This window comes from Ignavibacteriota bacterium, assembly GCA_016716225.1.
GTDB lineage: Bacteria > Bacteroidota > Ignavibacteria > Ignavibacteriales > Melioribacteraceae.
The window spans coordinates 467,703-489,196 of record JADJWT010000001.1; the positions used below are offsets into that span (position 1 = coordinate 467,703).

The 21,494-nt window shown below is 28.4% G+C and carries 20 protein-coding genes; 12 read left to right on the forward strand and 8 right to left on the reverse strand.

Annotated elements, in window-relative coordinates:
- The first annotated feature begins 108 nt into the window (after nucleotides 1-108).
- From IPM32_01985 to IPM32_02025, 9 genes are all read left to right on the forward strand, one after another.
- The gene (locus IPM32_01985) at nucleotides 109-1,125 is read left to right on the forward strand and encodes a D-cysteine desulfhydrase family protein (GenBank protein MBK8944015.1); all 1,017 of its coding nucleotides are present in this window, start codon (nucleotides 109-111) and stop codon (nucleotides 1,123-1,125) included.
- Complete coding sequence (locus IPM32_01990) at nucleotides 1,122-2,636, forward strand: serine hydrolase (GenBank protein MBK8944016.1); 1,515 nt, start codon at nucleotides 1,122-1,124, stop codon at nucleotides 2,634-2,636. Before IPM32_01985 ends, IPM32_01990 begins: the two co-directional genes overlap by 4 nt.
- 39 nt (nucleotides 2,637-2,675) lie before the next feature.
- Entirely contained in the window at nucleotides 2,676-4,229 is a 1,554-nt protein-coding gene (locus tag IPM32_01995; GenBank protein MBK8944017.1) for a HAMP domain-containing histidine kinase, read from the forward strand.
- 12 nt (nucleotides 4,230-4,241) lie between these two features.
- On the forward strand, nucleotides 4,242-4,919 hold the full coding sequence (locus tag IPM32_02000; GenBank protein ID MBK8944018.1) for a response regulator transcription factor: 678 nt from the start codon (nucleotides 4,242-4,244) through the stop codon (nucleotides 4,917-4,919).
- A 243-nt stretch (nucleotides 4,920-5,162) separates the two neighbouring features.
- Nucleotides 5,163-5,642: a hypothetical protein gene (locus tag IPM32_02005; protein MBK8944019.1), complete on the forward strand. Its 480-nt coding sequence runs from the start codon at nucleotides 5,163-5,165 to the stop codon at nucleotides 5,640-5,642.
- Between the two features lie 41 nt (nucleotides 5,643-5,683).
- Nucleotides 5,684-6,757, forward strand: a complete 1,074-nt coding sequence (locus tag IPM32_02010; protein ID MBK8944020.1) for a beta galactosidase jelly roll domain-containing protein — start codon at nucleotides 5,684-5,686, stop codon at nucleotides 6,755-6,757.
- A 256-nt stretch (nucleotides 6,758-7,013) separates the two neighbouring features.
- Nucleotides 7,014-8,315 (forward strand): T9SS type A sorting domain-containing protein, encoded by a 1,302-nt coding sequence (locus IPM32_02015; GenBank protein MBK8944021.1) that lies wholly within the window; start codon nucleotides 7,014-7,016, stop codon nucleotides 8,313-8,315.
- A 15-nt stretch (nucleotides 8,316-8,330) separates the two neighbouring features.
- A complete protein-coding gene (locus IPM32_02020) occupies nucleotides 8,331-8,498 on the forward strand; it encodes a hypothetical protein (GenBank protein ID MBK8944022.1) in 168 nt (55 codons plus the stop codon).
- Between the two features lie 297 nt (nucleotides 8,499-8,795).
- Complete coding sequence (locus IPM32_02025; protein ID MBK8944023.1) at nucleotides 8,796-9,107, forward strand: isoamylase early set domain-containing protein; 312 nt, start codon at nucleotides 8,796-8,798, stop codon at nucleotides 9,105-9,107.
- 2 nt (nucleotides 9,108-9,109) lie between these two features.
- On the opposite strand, the gene IPM32_02030 is transcribed toward IPM32_02025, so the two are convergent.
- Nucleotides 9,110-11,566: a PAS domain S-box protein gene (locus IPM32_02030; protein MBK8944024.1), complete on the reverse strand. Its 2,457-nt coding sequence runs from the start codon at nucleotides 11,564-11,566 to the stop codon at nucleotides 9,110-9,112.
- A 114-nt stretch (nucleotides 11,567-11,680) separates the two neighbouring features.
- On the opposite strand from IPM32_02030, the gene IPM32_02035 reads away from it, so the two are divergent.
- On the forward strand, nucleotides 11,681-11,872 hold the full coding sequence (locus tag IPM32_02035) for a hypothetical protein (GenBank protein MBK8944025.1): 192 nt from the start codon (nucleotides 11,681-11,683) through the stop codon (nucleotides 11,870-11,872).
- Nucleotides 11,873-11,999: 127 nt separating this feature from the next.
- Nucleotides 12,000-14,063 (forward strand): thioredoxin domain-containing protein, encoded by a 2,064-nt coding sequence (locus IPM32_02040; protein ID MBK8944026.1) that lies wholly within the window; start codon nucleotides 12,000-12,002, stop codon nucleotides 14,061-14,063.
- Nucleotides 14,064-14,199: 136 nt separating this feature from the next.
- Here the strand turns inward: IPM32_02040 and IPM32_02045 are convergent, their stop codons facing one another.
- The 6 genes from IPM32_02045 to rpiA form a co-directional block, all read right to left on the reverse strand.
- Nucleotides 14,200-14,745, reverse strand: a complete 546-nt coding sequence (locus IPM32_02045; protein ID MBK8944027.1) for an NAD(P)H-dependent oxidoreductase — start codon at nucleotides 14,743-14,745, stop codon at nucleotides 14,200-14,202.
- 225 nt (nucleotides 14,746-14,970) lie between these two features.
- Complete coding sequence (locus tag IPM32_02050; protein ID MBK8944028.1) at nucleotides 14,971-15,894, reverse strand: DUF4340 domain-containing protein; 924 nt, start codon at nucleotides 15,892-15,894, stop codon at nucleotides 14,971-14,973.
- A complete protein-coding gene (locus tag IPM32_02055; protein ID MBK8944029.1) occupies nucleotides 15,887-17,410 on the reverse strand; it encodes a Gldg family protein in 1,524 nt (507 codons plus the stop codon). The genes IPM32_02050 and IPM32_02055 overlap by 8 nt, the downstream gene beginning before the upstream one ends.
- Before the next feature lie 7 nt (nucleotides 17,411-17,417).
- Nucleotides 17,418-18,143 (reverse strand): ABC transporter permease subunit, encoded by a 726-nt coding sequence (locus IPM32_02060; protein ID MBK8944030.1) that lies wholly within the window; start codon nucleotides 18,141-18,143, stop codon nucleotides 17,418-17,420.
- A 143-nt stretch (nucleotides 18,144-18,286) separates the two neighbouring features.
- Nucleotides 18,287-19,219 carry an ATP-binding cassette domain-containing protein gene (locus IPM32_02065; GenBank protein ID MBK8944031.1) on the reverse strand — a complete coding sequence of 311 codons (933 nt, stop codon included), beginning with the start codon at nucleotides 19,217-19,219 and terminating at the stop codon, nucleotides 18,287-18,289.
- A 110-nt stretch (nucleotides 19,220-19,329) separates the two neighbouring features.
- Nucleotides 19,330-20,013 (reverse strand): ribose-5-phosphate isomerase RpiA, encoded by a 684-nt coding sequence (rpiA, locus tag IPM32_02070; protein ID MBK8944032.1) that lies wholly within the window; start codon nucleotides 20,011-20,013, stop codon nucleotides 19,330-19,332.
- 121 nt (nucleotides 20,014-20,134) lie between these two features.
- Between rpiA and IPM32_02075 the strand changes: the two genes are divergently transcribed.
- Entirely contained in the window at nucleotides 20,135-20,758 is a 624-nt protein-coding gene (locus IPM32_02075; GenBank protein MBK8944033.1) for a M23 family metallopeptidase, read from the forward strand.
- A gap of 16 nt (nucleotides 20,759-20,774) precedes the next feature.
- Here IPM32_02075 and IPM32_02080 read toward each other — a convergent pair whose 3' ends face one another.
- A complete protein-coding gene (locus tag IPM32_02080; protein MBK8944034.1) occupies nucleotides 20,775-21,482 on the reverse strand; it encodes an SDR family oxidoreductase in 708 nt (235 codons plus the stop codon).
- Nucleotides 21,483-21,494: the final 12 nt, after the last annotated feature.

The window sequence follows — 21,494 nt, forward strand, 5'->3', positions numbered from 1 at the left end:
AAATTAATTCTAGTTTGGCTTGAAAAAAAATTAAAATCAATAAAATTTATTTAGAAATTTAAACTAAGTTTATGAATAATTTTTATCAAAGTACATCAGGTGAATAAATTGATTAATTCTCTGTTAAAAATTCCAACAATAAAACTCTCAAATCTTCCTACTCCATTGGATGAAGCAAATAGATTAGCAGAAAAAATCGGTTTATCAAAATTATTTATTAAGCGCGACGATCTTACCGGACTTGCTGGTGGAGGTAATAAAGCAAGAAAACTTGAATTTGATTTTGCGGAAATATTAAATAATAATCATAATGTTATTATAACTGCTGGCGGAATTCAGTCAAATCATGCAAGAATGACGGCAGCTGCTGCAAGAAAACTTGGGATTGATATTAAACTTGTTTTGGGTGGAAGTGATTTCGATATTCCAAAAGGAAATTTATTGCTTGATGTTTTATTTGATGCTGAAATAAGATATCTAATAAATGATGATTCAAATGCAAGTCTTGAAGCAGAAATGTTTAAATGGGCAAATGAACTTAAGAATGAAGGGAAAAATCCTTTTGTAATTCCTATTGGTGGAAGCACCGGATTAGGAGCTCTGGGCTATGTTAAAGCAATGCAAGAACTTTCCGAACAAGTTGAAACTGATAATTTGCAAATTATATTAGGTGTTGGTTCTTGCGGCACTTTTGCCGGAATAATTTTAGGCGCTCAATTATTTCTGCCAAATGCAAGAATAATTGGAATAAGTGTCTCCAGAACGAATGATGCAATAAAAAAAAGAACATTAGAATTAATAAATGAAAGTGCCTCACTAATTAATTTCAAAATTGAAAAAGAAATAAATATTGAATGTTATGATAAATATCATATCGAATATGGAATTATAACCGATGAAAGTAAAAAAGCAATTTGGGATTGTGCAAATTTAGAAGGAATTCTACTTGATCCGATTTATACCGGAAAGGTTATGTCGGGATTAATTGACTTAACTAATAAAAATATCATCAATAAAAATATTCCTGTTGTTTTTATCCACACGGGTGGTTTTCCTATAAATTTTTCTTTTGAAGAAGAATTAAGTAAAAATTTAAATTGTAAAAAAATCTATTCTAGAATATGAGATATACATATAAAATATTTTTTCATTTAATCTTTGCTTTTTTTCTATGCTCGGATATTTATAAAGCTCAAGTAATTAGCAACTTTGATTCAACAAGAATTAATTCATTAATAAATAATTTTAGAACAAGTGATCCATGGATAAATGGTGAAGCAATAAACGAAATTGTTAAAATCGGTGAAACTTCTGTTGATTTTCTTATTAGATCACTTAGTGATAGTAATGATAATGTGCGCTGGTGTTCATCGATTGCATTAGAAAAAATTTCTCCAAATGGAATTCAGTCTATTCCATATTTAATTAAATCACTTGAAGATAAAAATTCAAATGTAAGATGGTGTTCATCTTTAGCATTGGGTAAATTTCAAGATAAAGCAAATTCTTCAATTCCATATTTGCAAAAGCTTTTACATGATGATGATTTCGATGTAAGATGGGCAGCTTTTGCATCAATATCGAAAATTGATAAATCATCATTAAATATTGTCCCAAATTTTTCCAAAAGAATGCAATTCATTGAAAATTTAATTCCAGATTTAATAAATGAATTATTTGTCCCAGGAGTCTCAATAAGCATAATTAATAATTACCAAATTATTTACAATAAAACATTTGGAACTTCTGATGCAGAATCAAAAACTAAAACTAATGAAAATACAATGTTTGAAGCCTGTTCAATGAGCAAACCAATTTTTACTTTATTAGTTCTTCAATTAGTTGAACAAGGAAAATTTGATTTAGATAAACCACTATTTAATTATTATCCGGAAATTTTTGCAAGTGATAATGATAATTTTTCTGAACAAATTTCAGCTCGAATGATTTTATCACACACTAGCGGAATGCCGAATTGGCGTAAAGGTGACGAAGAAAGAAACGGACCAATTCCTATTTATTTTAAACCTGGGATGAAATTTAATTATTCCGGTGAAGGATTTTATTATTTACAAAGAGTAATTGAAAAAATTACTAACCAATCTTTAGAAACTTTTGCAAGAATAAATATTTTCGATAAATTACTATTAAATTCGACAAGTTTTATATGGGAAGAAAAGTATAACAATCAAATTGCAACAGGTCATAATTCTGATGGAAAAGTTAAAGAGAGAAAAAAATATTTACATAGCAATGCAGCATTTACGCTTTATACTACATCTAAAGAATATGCAAAAATAATTTTGGAGATTTTAAATTCATATAAAAATAATAAAACTATATTTGCAAAAAGTTCGATTGATGAAATGTTATCACATCAAGTTCGAGTTGACTCACGTGATGTTATTGAAAGACCAGGAAGAAATATCGGGTTACAAGCTTTCCGCGGATTAGGTTGGGCAATTGATTCAACAATAACCGGAGATGTTATTTACCATAGCGGTGCAAATCAAACCGGTTTTAGATGTTATTCACAATTTAGTCCAAAAGATGGTTCTGGAATTGTAATTATGACAAACGGTGAAAACGGAAACGAACTTTGGCGCAAACTTATTCAGAAAATTGGAGATTTATAGAATTAGGTAAATTCTTATAATAAATTAATTTCAATTTATATGTTCACATCATTAAAAAAAATAATTATAATTTTAGCATTAATTCTGCTTCTCCCAATTTTTGTTTATACTTTTTATGAATTAAATAATTTATCGGAAAACGAAAAACATTTAGAAAATATTTACTCGGAACAACTTAACACAATTATATTTAGTGTAAATCAAAATGTTGATGATGTTCTTCAAAGCTGGTCCGCTAAAATTAGTGATATTTATCAGTCACAAGATTCAAGCTTTACGAATATTGAAATGCAAAAATTCTGCAAATCAAATTCTTCCATTTCACTAATTGTAATTTCAGATACATCCAAACGGAATATTAAATTTTATTCATCGAGTTTGTTTTCAGCTTCAGTTAATGCTGTAAACAGAATTAAAAATATTTTGAATGAAAATTCAGAAAACATAAAATCTCTTATTGAGTATAAAAATTTGGGTTATAATAAAATTCAACCACTAAAAAATAACTTGGATGAAACTCCACTTTTATCATTCTTAATTCAAGATGATAAATTTTTAGAAATTGCAATTTTAGTAATTGATATGAATTTCTTTGTGAAGGATATTTTGCAGAAAAGAATTAATTCAATTTCAAATAATGATTTTATAGTTTCCGTTTTTCATAATCAAGATTTAGTAAGTTATTCCGGCGGGAAAGAAATTTCATTTGATAATTTAATTGAAAATAAAAATTTATGGACATTCACAAATTATACAATAGGAATAAGCACTTCCGGAAAAACAATACATAATATCGTTAAAGAAAGATCAAGAAATAATTTGATAAGTCTTGCTGTATTGAATATTGTAATAATTTTAGGAATTATTTTTCTATTTATAAATATTCGAAAAGAAATTAAACTCTCGCAGTTAAAATCAGATTTCGTTTCAAATGTTTCCCACGAAATCAGAACGCCGCTTTCATTAATTGGAATGTTTGCGGAAACATTAGAATTAAACAGAGTTGAATCTGAAGAACAAAAAAATGAATATTATAAAATAATCCGTAAAGAAGCAGAACGATTAACAAGAATTGTTAATTCAATTTTAAATTTCTCAAAGATGGAATCAAAAAATAAAAAGTATAGTTTTGAAAGTGAGAATTTAAATTCTATTCTTGACGAAGTTTTATTTACATATCAGCATGAATTAAACAGTAAAAAGAATGAATGTAAAATAAATAAATTTGAATCTCTACCCGAACTACAATTGGATAAAGAATCAATAATGGAAGCAATAATAAATCTAATTGATAATGCTTTGAAATATTGCGATAAAAATTGCAGCATTGAGATAGCAACTGGTATTGATGAAAAGTTTGCATATTTAGAAGTTAGCGATAACGGAATTGGAATTTCGAAAGAAAATCAAAAAAAGATTTTTGAAAAATTTTACAGAGTTACAAGCGGAAATGTTCATAATACAAAAGGAAGCGGCTTGGGATTATCGTTAGTTAAAAATACTATGCTTGCTCATAACGGAAATGTAACAGTAGAAAGTAAATTAGGTAAAGGAAGTAAATTTAAATTGCTTTTCCCAATTGATAAAATTTAACCTTATAAAAATATCATGAAAAAAATATTAGTAGTTGAAGACGAACAAAATATGCAGCTTGGACTTGGCAATAATTTGAAATATGATGGCTATGATGTTGAATTTGCCTCAGATGGTGAAGAAGGTTTGAAAAAAATTAAAGAGAATTTTTACAACTTAATATTGTTGGATGTGATGCTTCCCAAATTATCTGGATTTGATGTTTGTAAAATGGCAAGAAATTTTGGAATTAAAACTCCAATTATTATGCTTACCGCAAAGAGTGAAGAAATTGATAAAGTCCTCGGTTTAGAAATTGGCGCAGATGATTATATTACAAAACCTTTTAGTTTAAGAGAACTTCTAGCCCGCGTTAAAGCCGTTCTTCGAAGAGGCGATCAAGAAACACTTGATAAAATAAAAATTGGAAGAATTGATGTTGATTTCAATTCTTATAATGCAGAAGAAAATGGAGTTTCATTAAATCTTTCGTCAAAAGAATTTGATGTTCTTCATTATTTATGGAATAATAAAAACAAAACAGTCTCACGCGATGAACTCCTTACGCACGTTTGGGGAAATGATGTTTTCACAACTACAAGAACGATTGATAATTTTATTTTAAAACTCCGACAGAAAATTGAAGAAAATCCTAATGAACCAAAAAAGATAATTACAATTCATGGAATTGGATATAAACTTTTAGCATAATTACTTTATGTAAAAATTGCAATTCATAAAAATCATCAAAATAATTTGATGACAACTTGTGACATATTATAACAAAACTTTGACAACTCTCCTTTTACAATAATCGTCATAATAAGTGAACGTAAAAATTTTTTAAGTCGCAAAAAAAAATGAAATGACAACTTGTGACAAATATTTACTTTCAGATGACAACGGAAACAAAAACAAATAATATTTTTTCATCAACAAAAGGAGGGCTTTACAATGAGAAACTTAAACACAACAAAAAACATATCAACATACATTTTAATATTTGCGTTGATAATTTCAGTATCGGTTCAATTAAATGCACAAAGTTATATAACTTCCAAAAATATGTCTAAACATGTTACACTTGATTTAATAATGGAAAATTTTGCAAAATCGTTGGAATCAAAAAACCATGGTGTAAAAATGAGTACAGTAGAAAATATTGGTAGATACAAATTATCAAACTTTGAAGAAGAATTAATTGAAATGCTGGAAGAATCCGAAGACACAAAAGACAAACAAATTATTGCTTTAAGTTTATCACAACTAGGTTCATTAAATTCTATTAACGCAATTAAAAATTCTGTAAAAAATAGTACAGATAATGAATACAAAAATTTCTGCTCAGAATTGTTATATAGTTATAATGAATATGATAAATTAAGATCAGAATATTTTGAAGCATTTGTTGTTAATCTACTTGATACTAAATAACTTTATTGCATTATATAATTTAATCTTTGGATTTTAAGATTATGCGCACAAGAATTAAAATATTTGGATTTGCTTTACTAATAATTTTGACAAGTGAAATTATTGCTGACCAAAAATATTCCAGAATAGAAAATTTGAACGGACTTTGGAGATTCAAACTTGGAGATAATAAACGGTGGGCAAATCCAAATTATAATGATAATGATTGGGACCCGATTAAAGTTCCCTCCCGCTGGGAAGATGAAGGTTATAATGGATATGATGGATATGCTTGGTATAGAAAGGAATTTGATTTTAGTTCACAATTAAAAAATAAAAAACTTTACTTATCATTAGGAGTTATTGATGATGTTGCTGAAATTTATCTTAACGGAAAATTAATTGGAACTTCCGGAACATTCCCGCCAAATTTTAATACGGCATATAATTTAAAAATTTGGATTCCGTTACAAAGTAATTCATTAAATCTAAATGGAAATAACATAATTGCAATTAGAGTTTTTGATGAAAGATTAGACGGCGGAATTTACAATGGTGATATTGGAATTTTCGCTTCAGACTTGCCGCTAAATTTCATTATTAATTTAGAAGGAAGTTGGAAATTTAAAATCGGTGATAATTTAAAATGGATGAAAACTAATATTGATGAAAATGATTGGAAATCTATAATTGTTCCATCAACATGGGATCAACAAGGTTACAGTAATTATGATGGTTTTGCGTGGTACAGAATTTACTTTGATGTAAATTTGACAAAAGAAATTTATAATAATGATTTGGTTTTATTACTTGGAAAAATTGATGATATCGATGAAGCTTATTTAAATGAAAAAAAGATTGGAAATACCGGTGACTTATTAGCAATGCCATTAGTAAGAAATTTTTCAGAAGGAAATAATTCTGAATATGGTCAGTTAAGAGGATATAAAATTAGTAAATCAGATTTGAAAAACGGTAAGAATATTCTTGCAGTGAGAGTTTATGATGGTTTTCAGTTTGGCGGAATTTATGAAGGACCAATTGGAATTTTAACTTTAAAAGATTATGTAAAATATATTTCTAGAAATTTAGATACAAAGAAAAAGAATTTTATTGAAATGTTGTTTGAAGAATAATCTAAATTTCTTAAAAAATATTTAATCATAAAAAGAATTTTTTACATTAAATTTTTTTCCTCAAAATATATTTATTCAATTCAGTTAATTTATCATTTAATAAAAAACTTTTTCTTCTTGCTATTTAGGTTTTTTAATAAGATATTTAATCTTATTAAAACTTCAAATAATTGAAATTGCCAGCATCGAGAATTATTCGTAACTCTCTACGTGAAATTTTGAATAAATATTAACACATCATTAAAAGGGGACACATATGAAAAAAATATATACATTCTTAATTCTTCTCACTATTCAGGTTTATGCTCAACCTTATCCGCAGCTTTCTACAGATATTTCTTGGTCACCAGGTAACTTTAATACAGTTGCAGATATTGAAGCTGCCTTTGAGAATGGGCGAATTCAGGAAAACGTTCAACTCAATCCTGATATTTCGACAGATCTTGTAATGCCTTCTCAAGTAGATTGGGATGCAAAATCACATAGCGAAAAAGCTTTGTATCTAATTAATGCTGAGCGTGTTGCAAGAGGACTTCTACCTTTTGAAGCCGTAAGTAATAATATTGTTACAATCGCACAAAACTATGCCGATTTTTTACGAACAAATAATCTGTTTGGTCATAATTTGAACGGATCACCTTCAGATAGATTAAATTCCGATCCTTCAATTAGCGGTTGTAGTGAGTCCGGTTGGATTTTTGGACCAGAGAATTTGTCTAATTATGCTTCAACAAATCCAGATCCTCCAGCTTTACCTATAGAACGCGCAGTGTATGGCTGGATTTATGCTGATGCCGGTTCGACATGGGGTCACAGAAATACATGTTTTGCACTATTTAACAATAATTTTGGATCAGCATTAAACGAAGGTTTTATTGGGGTAGGCTATTCTCAAGGTGCATATACTTTTTTTGGTGATCCTTTTAATTTTGGTGCTGTAGTTGTTTTTAATTTTGTTGATCCATGTCCAACATCTCCTTTACCAGTTGAATTAACTTCTTTCACTTTAAATCTTTCAGAAAACAAAATTGAATTAAACTGGGAAACTGCAACTGAAGTAAATAATTATGGATTTGAAATTGAAAGATTGAAAACAAATATAATTATTAAAGATTCCGAATGGGAAAAAATTGGTTTTGTAGAAGGTCACGGGAATAGCAATTCTCCAAAATATTATTCTTTCAAAGATAATTTACTTGAAACTTCAGGTAAATATTCTTACCGATTAAAACAAATTGATATTGACGGAACTTTTGAATATTCAGATATTGTTGAGACAAATGTTAGTTCGCCCCAAAATTTTGAACTTAGACAAAATTACCCAAATCCATTTAATCCGGTTACATCAATAACTTACTCAATTCCGAATGATGGGCATGTAGAACTTGGAATATATGATATTTTAGGGAATGAAGTTGAAATTGTTGAAAATGGAATTAAACCGGCGGGAAGTTATACTTTTTCGTTTGACGCAAGCAAATTAACAAGCGGAATTTATTTTTATAAAATTAAAACCAATAATTTTATTTCCATTAAAAAAATGATGTTGATGAAATAAGAAAGGAATTTCTAAATGAATTCGAAACCAACATTGGAAAACTTATCTGATGAAGATTACATTATCCAAAAAGATTTACAATTAGAAGAATTGGATGTTGAAAATAAGAAGGATTTTCATTTGAAAATTGGCTTAGGTGTAGTTTATATCGCACTATTACTTACATCATTATTTTTGGTATAAATAAAAATTTTTGATAATGTGTATAAAAAACAGTAACTAATTGAATTTCTGAAATCCAAATCAATGCCCGCAAATTGCGGGCTTTTTTATCATCAAAATAAATGGAATTTATTTAATTATTTTTAAGATCAAAAAATTTTATAGTAATTAAATTTTGAAATGAACTAATAATATAGATTTCTTATCCTAAATTCAAAAAAGGAATTTATATCATTTTTAGGTTAGATAATTATTATCAATTTATTTAATTTTGCAAATAAGTTTAGAATTTATTAAAACTTTAGAAAAGGATTAAGTATGTCTATTTCAAAAAGATATTTGAAATCAAAACAAATTTGTAAAGTTACTTTTAAAATCCCGGCAGAAATTGGCATAAATCATAAAAAAGCAAATATTCTTGGTTCATTTAATAACTGGGATTATAATTCCCACAGAATGAAAAAACTTGTTAAAGATGGTTCTTTTTCAATTTTAATTGATCTTGAAGTTGGAAAGGAATATGAGTTTAAATATTTTCTTGATAATTCGGTTTGGTTAAACGAAAAAGATGCTGATAGTCAAAAAACTACTGAATTCGGTGATTCATCAAATTCTATTGTAAAAGTTTAATTCTATTGTTCATTTTTGAGTGGTAGAGTAAATTTAAACTCACTTCCTTCTTCAAATTTACTTTCTACCCAAATTTTTCCTTGATGTTTCTCAACAAATTCTTTACATAATATTAGCCCAAGTCCGGTTCCCTTTTCTTTATCAGTACCTTTGGTCGTAATATGACTATCAATTTTAAACAATTTTTCTATAATTTCTTCTTTTATTCCAACACCGCTATCTATTATAGAAATCGTTAAATTATTTTCATCTAATTTTTCTACATTAATTTTAATTGTACCGCCTTGCGGTGTAAATTTTATTGCGTTAGAAACTAAATTACGTAAAACCGTATCAATCATAAATTTATCGGCATTTACTTTATATTGTTTTTCCAAAAGATTTACTAACGTTATTTTCTTTCTTGCAGCATTTACTTGATAAAGCGCAATTACATCATTTATTAAATTGTTTATTTCAAAATTAATTGGATTAAATTCAATTCTTCCGGTCTGAATTCTTGACCATTGCAATAAATTTTCCAGCAGATTTTGAACATTTTTTGACGATTTATAAATGCTGTTCGTAAATTCTTTAATTTCTTCTTTTGATAATGTTTCAAGATCTTCAATCATAACTTCGGCAAATCCAATAATTGATGTTAACGGACTTCTCAAGTCGTGTGAAATTATTGAGAAGAATTTATCCTTGCTGGCGTTTAATTCTTTAAGTCTTGTTTCAGAATCCCAAAGCATTTCATTTAATCTTGCTGCTTCAACCGCATTTTCTTCCATCAATTCTTTATTAAATTGAAGCTCTTCCACATATCTTTTTAGTGCTTCTTCAGCTTCAATTCTTTCTGTAATATCATGGAAAGCAGTTACGCAGCCAATTATTTTTCCATTTCGTTTAATTGGCGATGAGACAAACGAAACCGGCAAATAATCATCATTTACGGTTTTGAAAAAATCATGAGTAATTCTTACAATTACTTCATCATTTAACACTTTGTTAATCGGGCAATCAATTTCAACTTTACTGTTATGATTATAAATTTTTTCAAATACTTTTGTATCTAGAACTTCTTCTGCGCTGTAACCAAGTAAATTATAAAATTCGGGATTTGCAAATCGCAAATTTCTATTTGAATCAATTAAGAAAATTCCTTCGGCAACTACGGAAGTAATTTCATTAAATTGTGTTTCGCTTTCCAAAAGTTTTGTTTCAATTTCTTTTCGTTTTGTAATATCAATTCCAACACCTAATAATCCAACAAATTCTCCGGTTTCTAAAATTCTTGGAACAACTTGCATTAAAATCCATCTAAATTCGCCAGCTTTATTTTTAATTCTAATTTCACCTTCAAATCTTTCTTTATCTTTTAATAATTTTCTAAATTTTTCGGAAAAAATTGAAATATCATCTTGATGAACAAAATTCTTAAAACTTTTTGCAAAATTTTCTTCACCAATAAATTCTGTTGTTTTGGGATTTACATAAGTTGCAGAAATTTTATTATCAGTCATCCAAAGCATTAGCGGCATTGTGTTTGCAATATTTACAAATCTTGCTTCGCTTTCTTTTAAAATTTCCTCGGCTTTTTTTCTTTCGGAAATATCACTTAAAGTTCCGGCAACTCTTAAAGGATTATTTTGTTCATCTCTAATTGCAACTTTTCCTTTATCCAAAACCCATTTCCAATCGCCGGATTTTGTTAAAACTTTATATTCTTTATTAAATTGTTCGGTTTTTCCTTCAAGGTGAGAATGCAAAGCTTCAATAACATCATCAATATGTTCCGGATGAATTCTACTTTGCCAGGTAAATAAATCAGATTTTATTTCTCCGTTACGATAACCTAAAATTTCATAATAATGTTTACTGTAAAAAATTTCATCTTTTTGAATATTCCAATCCCAAAATCCATCGTTCGATCCTTCAAAAACTATTTGAAGTCTTTCAACATTTTCGATAAGAAGTTCTACAGCTTCGTCTCTTTCTTCTTCAACAGTTTTACTTTCAAAGTTTTTTTCCGAATTGCATAAATCACAATCTTTAACATTTTTTCTTATCAAATCTTCATATTGATGACGAATGGTTTCATCGGTAATTATCAATTGAATATATTCTACATCATCATCTTTAATAATCGGTATAAATTGTATTTGAAAATGAAGATATTTTCCGCCTAATTTATATTGAAAATCCTCAATAAATTTTTCTTTCAACAAACATCTTTCAATCCAATAATTCCAAGTATCAAAATATTCTGAAAATCTTTTTATGCCTTGGTAGGAATTTAAACTTTTATTGTAATCAAGTTTTTCACCGATGAAAATTTCAAATCTTTCTTTGAAGGAATTGTTAAAATAAATTAACTCCAAATTTTTATTGAAGGAAACAACACTATCGCGCAGAGAATCCAGAATGATTTTATGATCAAGTGCAATGGATGGTTTAAATGTAATTTCTGTATTCATTCACCAAAATGGAAAATAGTTTATCTACTATCGAAATAAATATCTAGTTTTTAATAACTTATTTTAATTTACTGCGTCTATTAATTTGCAATAAATTCTTTTTGGAGTTGAAAAATGTTAACTTTTATACTTTGGGTAATTTTGGCGATTATTTCATTTCCTTTGGCAATTGCAGTTTTGATTCTTTATCCATTTATTTGGCTTCTTTTATTACCATTTAAAATTCTTGGTTTTGCTGTTGGTTTGGTTTTTGACGTTTTAAAAGCTATAATTTTATTTCCATTTAAAGTTTTAAAAATTGTTTAAATACATTTCATTACTTTTTCAAAATTAACTTTTTCCGCAAAAGAATAAGATTTTATATCTCATAATTTTTCTTCCAAATTATTTATCTTATAAAAACATTTTTTTAAAATAAGACACAATATTTTTTATGAATAAAAATAAATCTGAAAATGAATTGATTCATGAGAAAAGTCCGTATTTATTACAGCATTCTCATAATCCGGTAAATTGGTTTTCATGGAATGAAAAAGCATTTGCAAAAGCAAAAAGTGAAAATAAACCAATATTTCTATCGATTGGTTACTCAACTTGCCACTGGTGTCACGTTATGGAAAAAGAATCTTTTGAAGATGAAGAAGTTGCAATATTAATGAACGAAGTTTTTGTATCCATAAAAGTAGATCGCGAAGAAAGACCCGATATCGATAATTTGTATATGTCGGTTTGCCAAATGTTAACCGGACACGGCGGTTGGCCTTTAACAATAATTATGACTCCATCTAAAAAACCATTTTTTGCCGGAACATATTTTCCAAAAAATTCCTTTGGAAACAGAATTGGAATGATTGATTTAACAATCCGAATTAGTGAAGTTTGGAAAAATCAGCAAAATGATATTATTGATTCAGCAGAAAAAATAACTGAACATTTAAAATCGAATAGAAATTTTAAAGTTTCAGATTTTACAAAACACGAAATAATTGAAACAGCTTTTCAAGAATTTCAAAATAGATTTGATGAAGAATTTGGAGGTTTTGGAGACCGTCCAAAATTTCCATCGCCTCATAATTTACTTTTCCTTTTAAGATATTTTGAAAAATCTAAAAATACAAATGCATTATTTATGGTTGAAAAGACTTTAACAAAAATGAGAAATGGCGGAATTTTTGATCATATTGGATTTGGCTTTCATCGCTATTCAACCGATAGAAATTGGCTTCTTCCCCATTTTGAAAAAATGTTATACGATCAAGCAATGTTAATAATTGCTTATTCTGAAACTTTTCAAATAACAAAAAATCAGCTTTACAAAAATACTGCCGAAGAAATTATTACATACGTCTTGCGTGATTTGAAATCTTCCAACTTTGGTTTTTATTCTGCTGAAGATGCAGACAGCGAAGGTGAAGAAGGCAAATTTTACGTTTGGAATAAAAGTGAAATTCTAAAAACTCTTGGAACCGAAGACGGAAATAAATTTTGTGAAATATTTAATGTTACTGAAAGCGGAAATTATTTTGAAGAAGCTACCGGAAATTCAACAAATACGAATATTCTTCATCAAAAAAAATATTTTGATGATTCTCAAATAAATAGTTTCAAAACAAAAATATTTTTGGAACGCGAAAAAAGAATTCATCCATTTAAAGATGATAAAATTTTAACCGACTGGAATGGCTTGATGATTGCGGCTTTGGCAATTTCCGGAAGAATTTTTGAGAATAAAGAAATTATAAATGATGCGGAAAAATCTTTACAATTTATTTTTGAAGAATTAATTTCTGAAAACGGAAATTTGCTTCACAGATACAGAAACGGCGATTCGTCAATTTCAGCAAACATCGATGATTATGCTTTTCTAGTTTGGGCTTTAATCGAATTGTATCAATCAACTTTTAAAATATTTTATTTGCAAAAATCTATTGAATTTACAGAAAAATTAATTGCAAATTTTTGGGATGAAGAAAACAATTCCGGTTTCTTTTTTACCGATAAAAATAATTCAGATTTAATTTCACGCACAAAAGAATTTTATGATGGTGCAATTCCAAGCGGAAATTCTGTAATGTTTAATAATTTGCAAAAACTTTACAAAATTACAAACGATCATAAGTTTAAAAATTATTCAGAATTTTTAAACAAAACTTATAAACAAAGTGTTGAGAAAGTTCCAATTAGTTTTGCACATTTTTTAGCTGGATTGAATTTTCAATTTAATTCTTCACAAGAAATTATAATTGTTGGTGATAAAGAAAATTCATTAACAAAGCGAATGCTGAAAATAATTCATGAAAATTTTCTACCGAATAGTGTTGTAATTTTATGGGATAAAAATTCTTCTGATTTTAAATTGCAGAAAAAATTAATTCCGTATTTAGATAATTATGAAATGCTAGAAAATACAACCACAGCTTATATTTGCCAGAATTATGAATGCAGTTTACCAACTAATGATTTAGATAAATTTAAAGAATTGCTAAAATTGAAATGATTTGTTTTTAATTAATTATAAATCTACAAATTGCATGCTTATGCACGAATGTTTAAACCGGTCATTCATTTTTAAATTGTGAATTCTGAAATATTCAAGTAAGTATTTGGAAGAAGCAAGATTTAGAAATATATTTTCACAATTTAGATATTGTTGTTTCACAAAACTGAATAAAACTTTTCGATAAATTTTTAAATTCTTTCACAATTTCATCGTCATTGCAATTTCCGTTTTCATCAAATTTATCTTCAACATTTGCAATTGAAACAGCACGAGGTAAAACAAATCCGCCAATATGTGCACAGACACTTCTTAAATGTTCTAAAGATTTTATTGCTCCAATTGAACCGCTTGCAATTCCAAAAATGCTCACTGGTTTATTTTTCATTTCGGAAGGATAACTTGCATTTTCAAACATTAATTTTAATTTTGCCGAAAAAGAACCGTTGTATTCGGGAGTTCCTAAAATATATGCATCAGCAGATTTTAAAAGTTTTCTTAATTTTGGCGAGTCGTCGTTTTCAATTTGTTCGCCGGGAAAAGGTAAATTGAAATCTTTTAAACTAATTTCAGTAATTATAAAATTTTCATTTTTTGCAAAAACTTTTTTTATGCAATTTATACAAAAACCAACATAATTTCTTTTTTGTGCGCTTCCATTAATAATTGCAACATTAATCATTCTAACTTCTTTCTAAAATTGAGAAGAGTTTTACTTTGCAAAATTACAAATTTGAAATAGAAATTAGTAATTAAAAGAATCTTCTAAAATATTAATAATGTCATTCCGGCCAGCCTGCCGGTAGGCAAGTTTCCATTATTTGCAATACCGGAATCTATTAAACATATTCTGGATTCCCACTTTCGTAAGAATGACACCACCTTTGATTTATTTTTTTCGAGGTTTCTAAAACAAAGTTTCCTTTTTGAAGAAAATTTTATTTCCAAAAGTTTTTCCATCAAAATAATTTTCAATATTCATTGAAGATTCAATAATGTAGTTTATTGAATCTTGATAAGCAAAAATTGTTATAGGATTTTGATTTTCAACTTCGATTGTAAGTTTGGAAGTCAGCTTTGGAAAAGCTGCCTTTTCTTTATTAACAAAATTCGAATTCGTTAATCTCTCAATTGAGTTTAGAGTATTTTCAGTTTTTGTAGAATCCGTTTTAATTCCGTTTACAAACCAAGAATTATTGACTTTTACAAGCTCATAAGAACTATCAGAATTTGCAGATTCAAATTTCAGTTTGTTCCATTTTTGTCTTTCAGATTTAATAATTGTTTCGTCTCTAAAATCATTTGAAGTTTTGTTGAAAATCATATCCAAAAATCCTTCAACTTCATAAATATCAATATCACTGGCAAGTTTAACAAAAGTGGACATTGATCTTGGCTGCTGAAATGCAAATTTACCAATCATTAAATCCAGTACTTTTTCACTTCCTTCTTTTATTTCAATTCTTGTTGATGCAGAATCAATTTGATATTCTTTCCATTTATCTTTACTTCTCGCAGCAACTCTTTGTGGTTTCACCAATAATAATTGATTAAGCAAATTTTCAACTTTTATTTTTGGAACAGTAAATTGTTTACCAAAATCGGAATTTACTTTCCAAATATTATCAACTTTTAAAATTCTTACTTCTTCGCCTTTTAAAGATTTTGGATAAATAGATATTTGTGAAACTTTTGATGTATCAATTGAAACTAATTCATTTCTGAATGTTCTTTCCTTTTTTGTCGATTCACTCGTAAATATTAAGGTAACTGCAATTATTAAAATTGCTAAAAATATCCAAAGAAATTTGTTTGAATTTTTATTAAACATAGTCGGTCGATTTTATAATGTTTCTAATTTTTTTCTTATACTGAAATCTTGCAAAACCAAATAAAATTATTGCACCAATAGGAATTAAAAAATTAGCATATTTAACTAAAGTTTTTGTGCTGTCTTCTAATTGTGCATCGAGCGGGCGCGCAGTTACACCTTTTGTTCTAAGTTCAATTAAGCCGGTATCATCGGAAAGCCAATCAATTGCATTAGTCATTAAATTTACATTATCCGGTTGTAATTGTTGAGCTTGCTGGCCTTCTCCGTTTACAGCAAAATCGCCATCGCTAAACACAACCATTTTTGTATAGGAATTTCTTGCAATCTTTCCTTCAACCGCAACTGCAACGGGAATGTTAGACATTCCAAAATCTTGACTTCCCCACTGTTTTTGAATATCAAAAAATAATGGTAAAGTTTCTAAAGAAGATTTATCCGAAGAAGATGCTAAAGTAGTAAATTTTATACTTGTATCTTTTTGTGTAACTGTAATTGAACTTGCAAAAGGAAACAAAACGGCTTCTAAGCCTTTTGTAATTGGATGTTCATTAAATTTAGAAATAATTGGTAAGTATGGGAAACTTACCGGGATATTCATTCTGAACATTCCTTGATTTTGTTGAACCATAACGCTGCTGCATTTTGCATCAACTAAAAAATTATCCGCAATTGTAATTCCATATTTACTTAACCATTTTGAAAATCCAGTATTTACCAATTCACCGGTTGCATTTTGAAAATTTCCTTTAACATTATTTATTGCTAAAAGTAATCTCCCACCGCGAGATAAAAATTCATCCAAGAAAATAAAATCTCTTTCAACAATTGAATCAGTTGGAGCAATTACTACCAAAGTTTTTATTTCAAATGGAATATTTGTAGAATCTGTAAGTGTAACGGTTCTTTCTTCATACATTACATTTAGTTGCTGCCTTAACTGAATTAGTTGATCTAAACTTGGTTCGCCGTGACCTTGTAAAAATCCTACTACCGGTTTTTCTTTTGCCGATAATTTTTTAATTCCAGACGAAAGTGCATATTCCATTGCTGCTCCGGGTTGAATAAAAGGAATTGGTTCTTTATTTTCACCAAGCTGCAAAAGCGCACCAAGATATGCTTTCTGTTGTTTAACTTGATCTTTATCCCTAACATTTATCATAATTGGTGAAATTCCAGCTTGCTGAGCTTTCATTTCAACTTCTTGATCTTCATTAGGGTTTATAAATTCATAAACAACATTTCCGTTAGATCGGTTTGAATATTCGATTAATAAATCTTTAAAATCTTGTCTAACTTTCTCAATATCCGGAGGTAAATCTTCTGAAAAATATGATGTAACAGTTAACGGTTCATCTAAATTCTTTAAGATATCTTTTGTAGCATCGCTTAATGAATATCTTTGATCTTCAGTTAAATCAATCCTAAAAGAATATCTTGATGAAAGAACATTTATCAAAATTATTATTGCAACTGCTAAAAATAATGTGGTCTGAATTTTTCTTTTTGTTAACATATTTATTTTACTCAACTATATTTCTTTTTGATAATACTGAATCTGCAGATAATAAACCAATCGCTGTAATTGATAAAAAATAAACTAAATCTTTGGAATCTATTACACCTCTTGATATTGATTCGTAATGAGTTGATAAACTCAAATAATTGAAAAAGTATGCAGCTGTACCCGTAAAACTTGAAGATAAAACATCAAAAATTATTAGAAAGAATACACCAATAAAAAGTGCAATTAAAAATGCAACAATTTGATTATTAGTAATACTGCTTGCAAATAATCCAATACTTGTAAATGCGGCACTCATTAACAACATTCCAAAATATCCGCTCCAAACTGAACCGTGATCTATTGGTCCAAGTAGTGAAATGCTTATGTAATAAGGAATTGTTAAAAGTAATGCAACGCTAATCAACATCATTACCGAAAGAAACTTTCCGGCAATTAATTGCCAATCAGTAATTGGTTTTGTGAGTAACAATTCTAAAGTTCCGGTTTTTCTTTCTTCAGCTAGCATTTTCATTGTTAATGCGGGAATGAAGAAAAATAAAGTCCAATATGCAACTGAGAAAAACGGCATTAATGTAGCTTGACCAATAAAGAAAATATCCGAACCGTAAAGCCATGTAAAAAATCCGCTTAAACCTAAAAACACTACTAATATTATATAAGCGGCAAGTGAATCAAAAAAAGTTCTAAATTCTTTTTTTGCTATTATCCAAATTGGTTTCATATTATCCCTAAAATATAATTTTTATACTTTGTCATGCTGTCCGTTAGCCAACGTTTTATTTCAGCATCTTATTCCTAAAACAGATTCCGGCCTTTCATATAAAAACAATGAAAACCGGAATGACAAATAGTTAATTGTTGAAATTAATTTGTTGTTAAATCTCTAAAAATATCTTCAAGTTTTGTTTCAATTGGAGTTAGTTCCGATAAAACCCAATTATTTTTTACACACATTTCAAAAATTGATTTTTTTGAGCTCTTTTCATTTTTACTATTAACGTAAAATGAAAAGTCTACTTCTTTTATCGGATCAACCATTGCAACCGATTCTAAATTTTGCAAAGTTTTAATTACAATATTTTTATCTGAAGCTTCAGAAATTCCAACTTTTAAAACTTCTTGACCTTGGGCTTGTTTTCTCAAACTTTCAGAAGTTCCATCCGCAACAATTTTACCATCATTAATAATTAAAATTCTATCACAAGTTGCTTCAACTTCCGGCAAAATATGCGTACTTAGAATTACAGTTTTTTCCCTTCCAATTTCTCTAATTAAATTTCTTATTTCTACAATTTGATTTGGATCCAAACCGGTTGTTGGTTCATCCAAAATTAAAATTTCTGGATCATGAATTAACGCTTGAGCTAATCCCACTCTTTGCTTATAGCCTTTAGAAAGCTCACCAATTTTTTTATGTTTCTCAATATTTAATCCGCAAACTTTAACCATTTGAGCAATTCTATCTTTAACTTTTTCTTTTGGTACATTTTGAAGTTCAGCAATAAATTCCAAATATTCTAAAACCGGCATATCATGATAAAGCGGATTACTTTCTGGTAAATAGCCGATCATTCTCTTAACTTTTTCGGGTTCTTCTAGAACAGAAATTCCATTAATTTTTGCATCGCCATCGGATGGAGCCATAAATCCGGTAATTATTTTCATAGTTGTAGTTTTTCCGGCACCGTTTGGACCAAGAAATCCAAGAACTTCTCCCGTTTTAACTTCAAAAGAAATATTATCAATAGCTCTTTGTGTTTGATATTTTTTTGTCAGATTCGTTACGGTAACACTCATATGTTCAAATACCTATTTTTTTCGGTGAGAAAAATATTAAGTGATTAAAAAAAATTCAATAATAAAATTAACAATGTTGTTTTACAAAATTTGATTTTTACGGTTCCAAATTATTTTTCAAGAATTTTAATTCCATTTTTTCCGGCAACAATTACTTTTGATGTAAGTTTAAGAAAAAGTCCATGTTCAATAATTCCGGCTCTGTTTTCTAATTTTTCAGCAAGTTCAAAAGGATTTTGAATAATTCCAAAATTTGTATCTAAGATAAAATTTCCTTCATCTGTAACTAATGGAGAGCCATTTTCAAATTTTCGAAGTTTTGGTTTTCCATTAATTGATTCTAAAAATTTCATTTCCAAAGGATACGCAAATTGCAAAACTTCAACAGGAACCGCCCAATTTGTTCCCAATTTTTCAGAGAGTTTTGTTTCATCAACAACGATAATTAATTTCTTACTCGCTTGGGCAATTACTTTTTCTCTAAGATGAGCCGCTCCGCCGCCTTTGATCAAATTTAAATATTTATCAACTTCATCGGCACCGTCAATTGTTACATCAATTTCTTGTTTTTCGTGAAATGTTGTTAACGGAATTCCAAACTCATTTGCTAATTTTGAAGTTTTATCCGAACTTGAAATTCCTACAATATTTTCCAATTCACCGCTTTTTATTAATTGTCCAATTTTTTGGATTGCATAATAAAAAGTACTTCCGGAACCTAAACCAATTACCATTCCAGATTGAATTTCTTCAACAGCTTTTTCAGCAGCAAGTTTTTTAAATTGTTCAATCATATATTTTATTTTTGTTTGTGAAGTAAATTTATAGAAATTGTGCAAAAATTTATGCACCTAAAATGTTAATAAATAATTTTATTTTTTTAGATTAGTAATATTCATCAAAATGAGAAAAATTATGCATGGTAAAATAATTTATTTATTTTTTACAATTATATTACTTTCTGGTTGTTCTTCAAAAATTGAAGATATTTACCAAAAAAATTTAGAAGGACCAATTGCTGCTGGTTGCCCTGGGGTAACATATCCAAATTGGAAAACTTCAGAATATGTTTTACCATTTCCAATTGGGAAATCCTACAAAGTAGATTTAAGCAATTGCAGCGGTTCATTTCACGGAAAAGGTGAACCAGATCAATTTGCAGTTGATTTTAATATGAAAATTGGATCTTTAATTACAGCTTCTAGAAAAGGAAAAGTTGTACATGTTGTTGAAAGTGGTAAAGATGGTGAACATCCAAATAATTTGATTGTTATTGATCATGGTGATAGTACTTTTGCCCAATATATGCATCTTACCCGAAAAGGTTCTTATGTAGAAGTTGGAGATTCTGTGGAACAAGGTGATAAAATTGGATTAAGCGGTAGTACCGGACTAGCTGGTTATCCTCACTTGCATTTTGTAGTAACTAAGAGTTCTTGGGAATGGCCATATGAATCAATTCCAATAACTTTTAAAAATACTTTATCAAATGAACGTGGTTTATTTTCCGGAACACTTTATGAAGCTTTTGAATACTAATTATTAATCCAATAAATCAATCATTAGGATTTGTTGCAAAAACTGTTAATTCAATAATAAATCCTCTTTCATTCATTTCCAACGCAGAAACAATTGTGTGAGCAATATCTTCGCCAATTAATTTTGTTGGATTAAAATTTCTTCCGACTCTTCCGGAATTTACAACAAAATCCGTTTGAACTTCGGAAGGATTTATTAAAATTACTCGAATGTTAAATGGTCTCAATTCCGCACGCCAGCATTCTGTCATTCCGCGTAAAGCAAATTTAGATGCAACATAAGAAGTTCCACCAGCAAAACCTTTAGTAGCTGCGGTTGAAGCAATATTTATAATATCTCCGCCATTTTTTAATTTGAATATTTTTGATGCTTCTCTTGCAGCTAAAGCGGCTCCTATTACATTTGTCTGTAAAACATCATTGAATTTCTCAACATTAACATTTTCAAGAGTTTCAAAATAACCAAAGCCGGCATTGTTAATTAAAACATCCAAAGTGCCGAATTTGTTTTTTATATTTTGAAAAAGTTCAAGAACTTCATTCTCTTTTGAAACATCAGAAACAAATCCGGTAAACCCAAATTTATTTACCACATTTTCTAGCTTTGATTTATTTCTTCCGGTTATTATAACTTCTGAACCTTTTTCTTTTAACTTAATTGCGGTTGAAAGTCCAATACCTGAACTTCCTCCGGTAACTAAAATTATTTTTTTATCTATATTCATTTTACTTCCTTT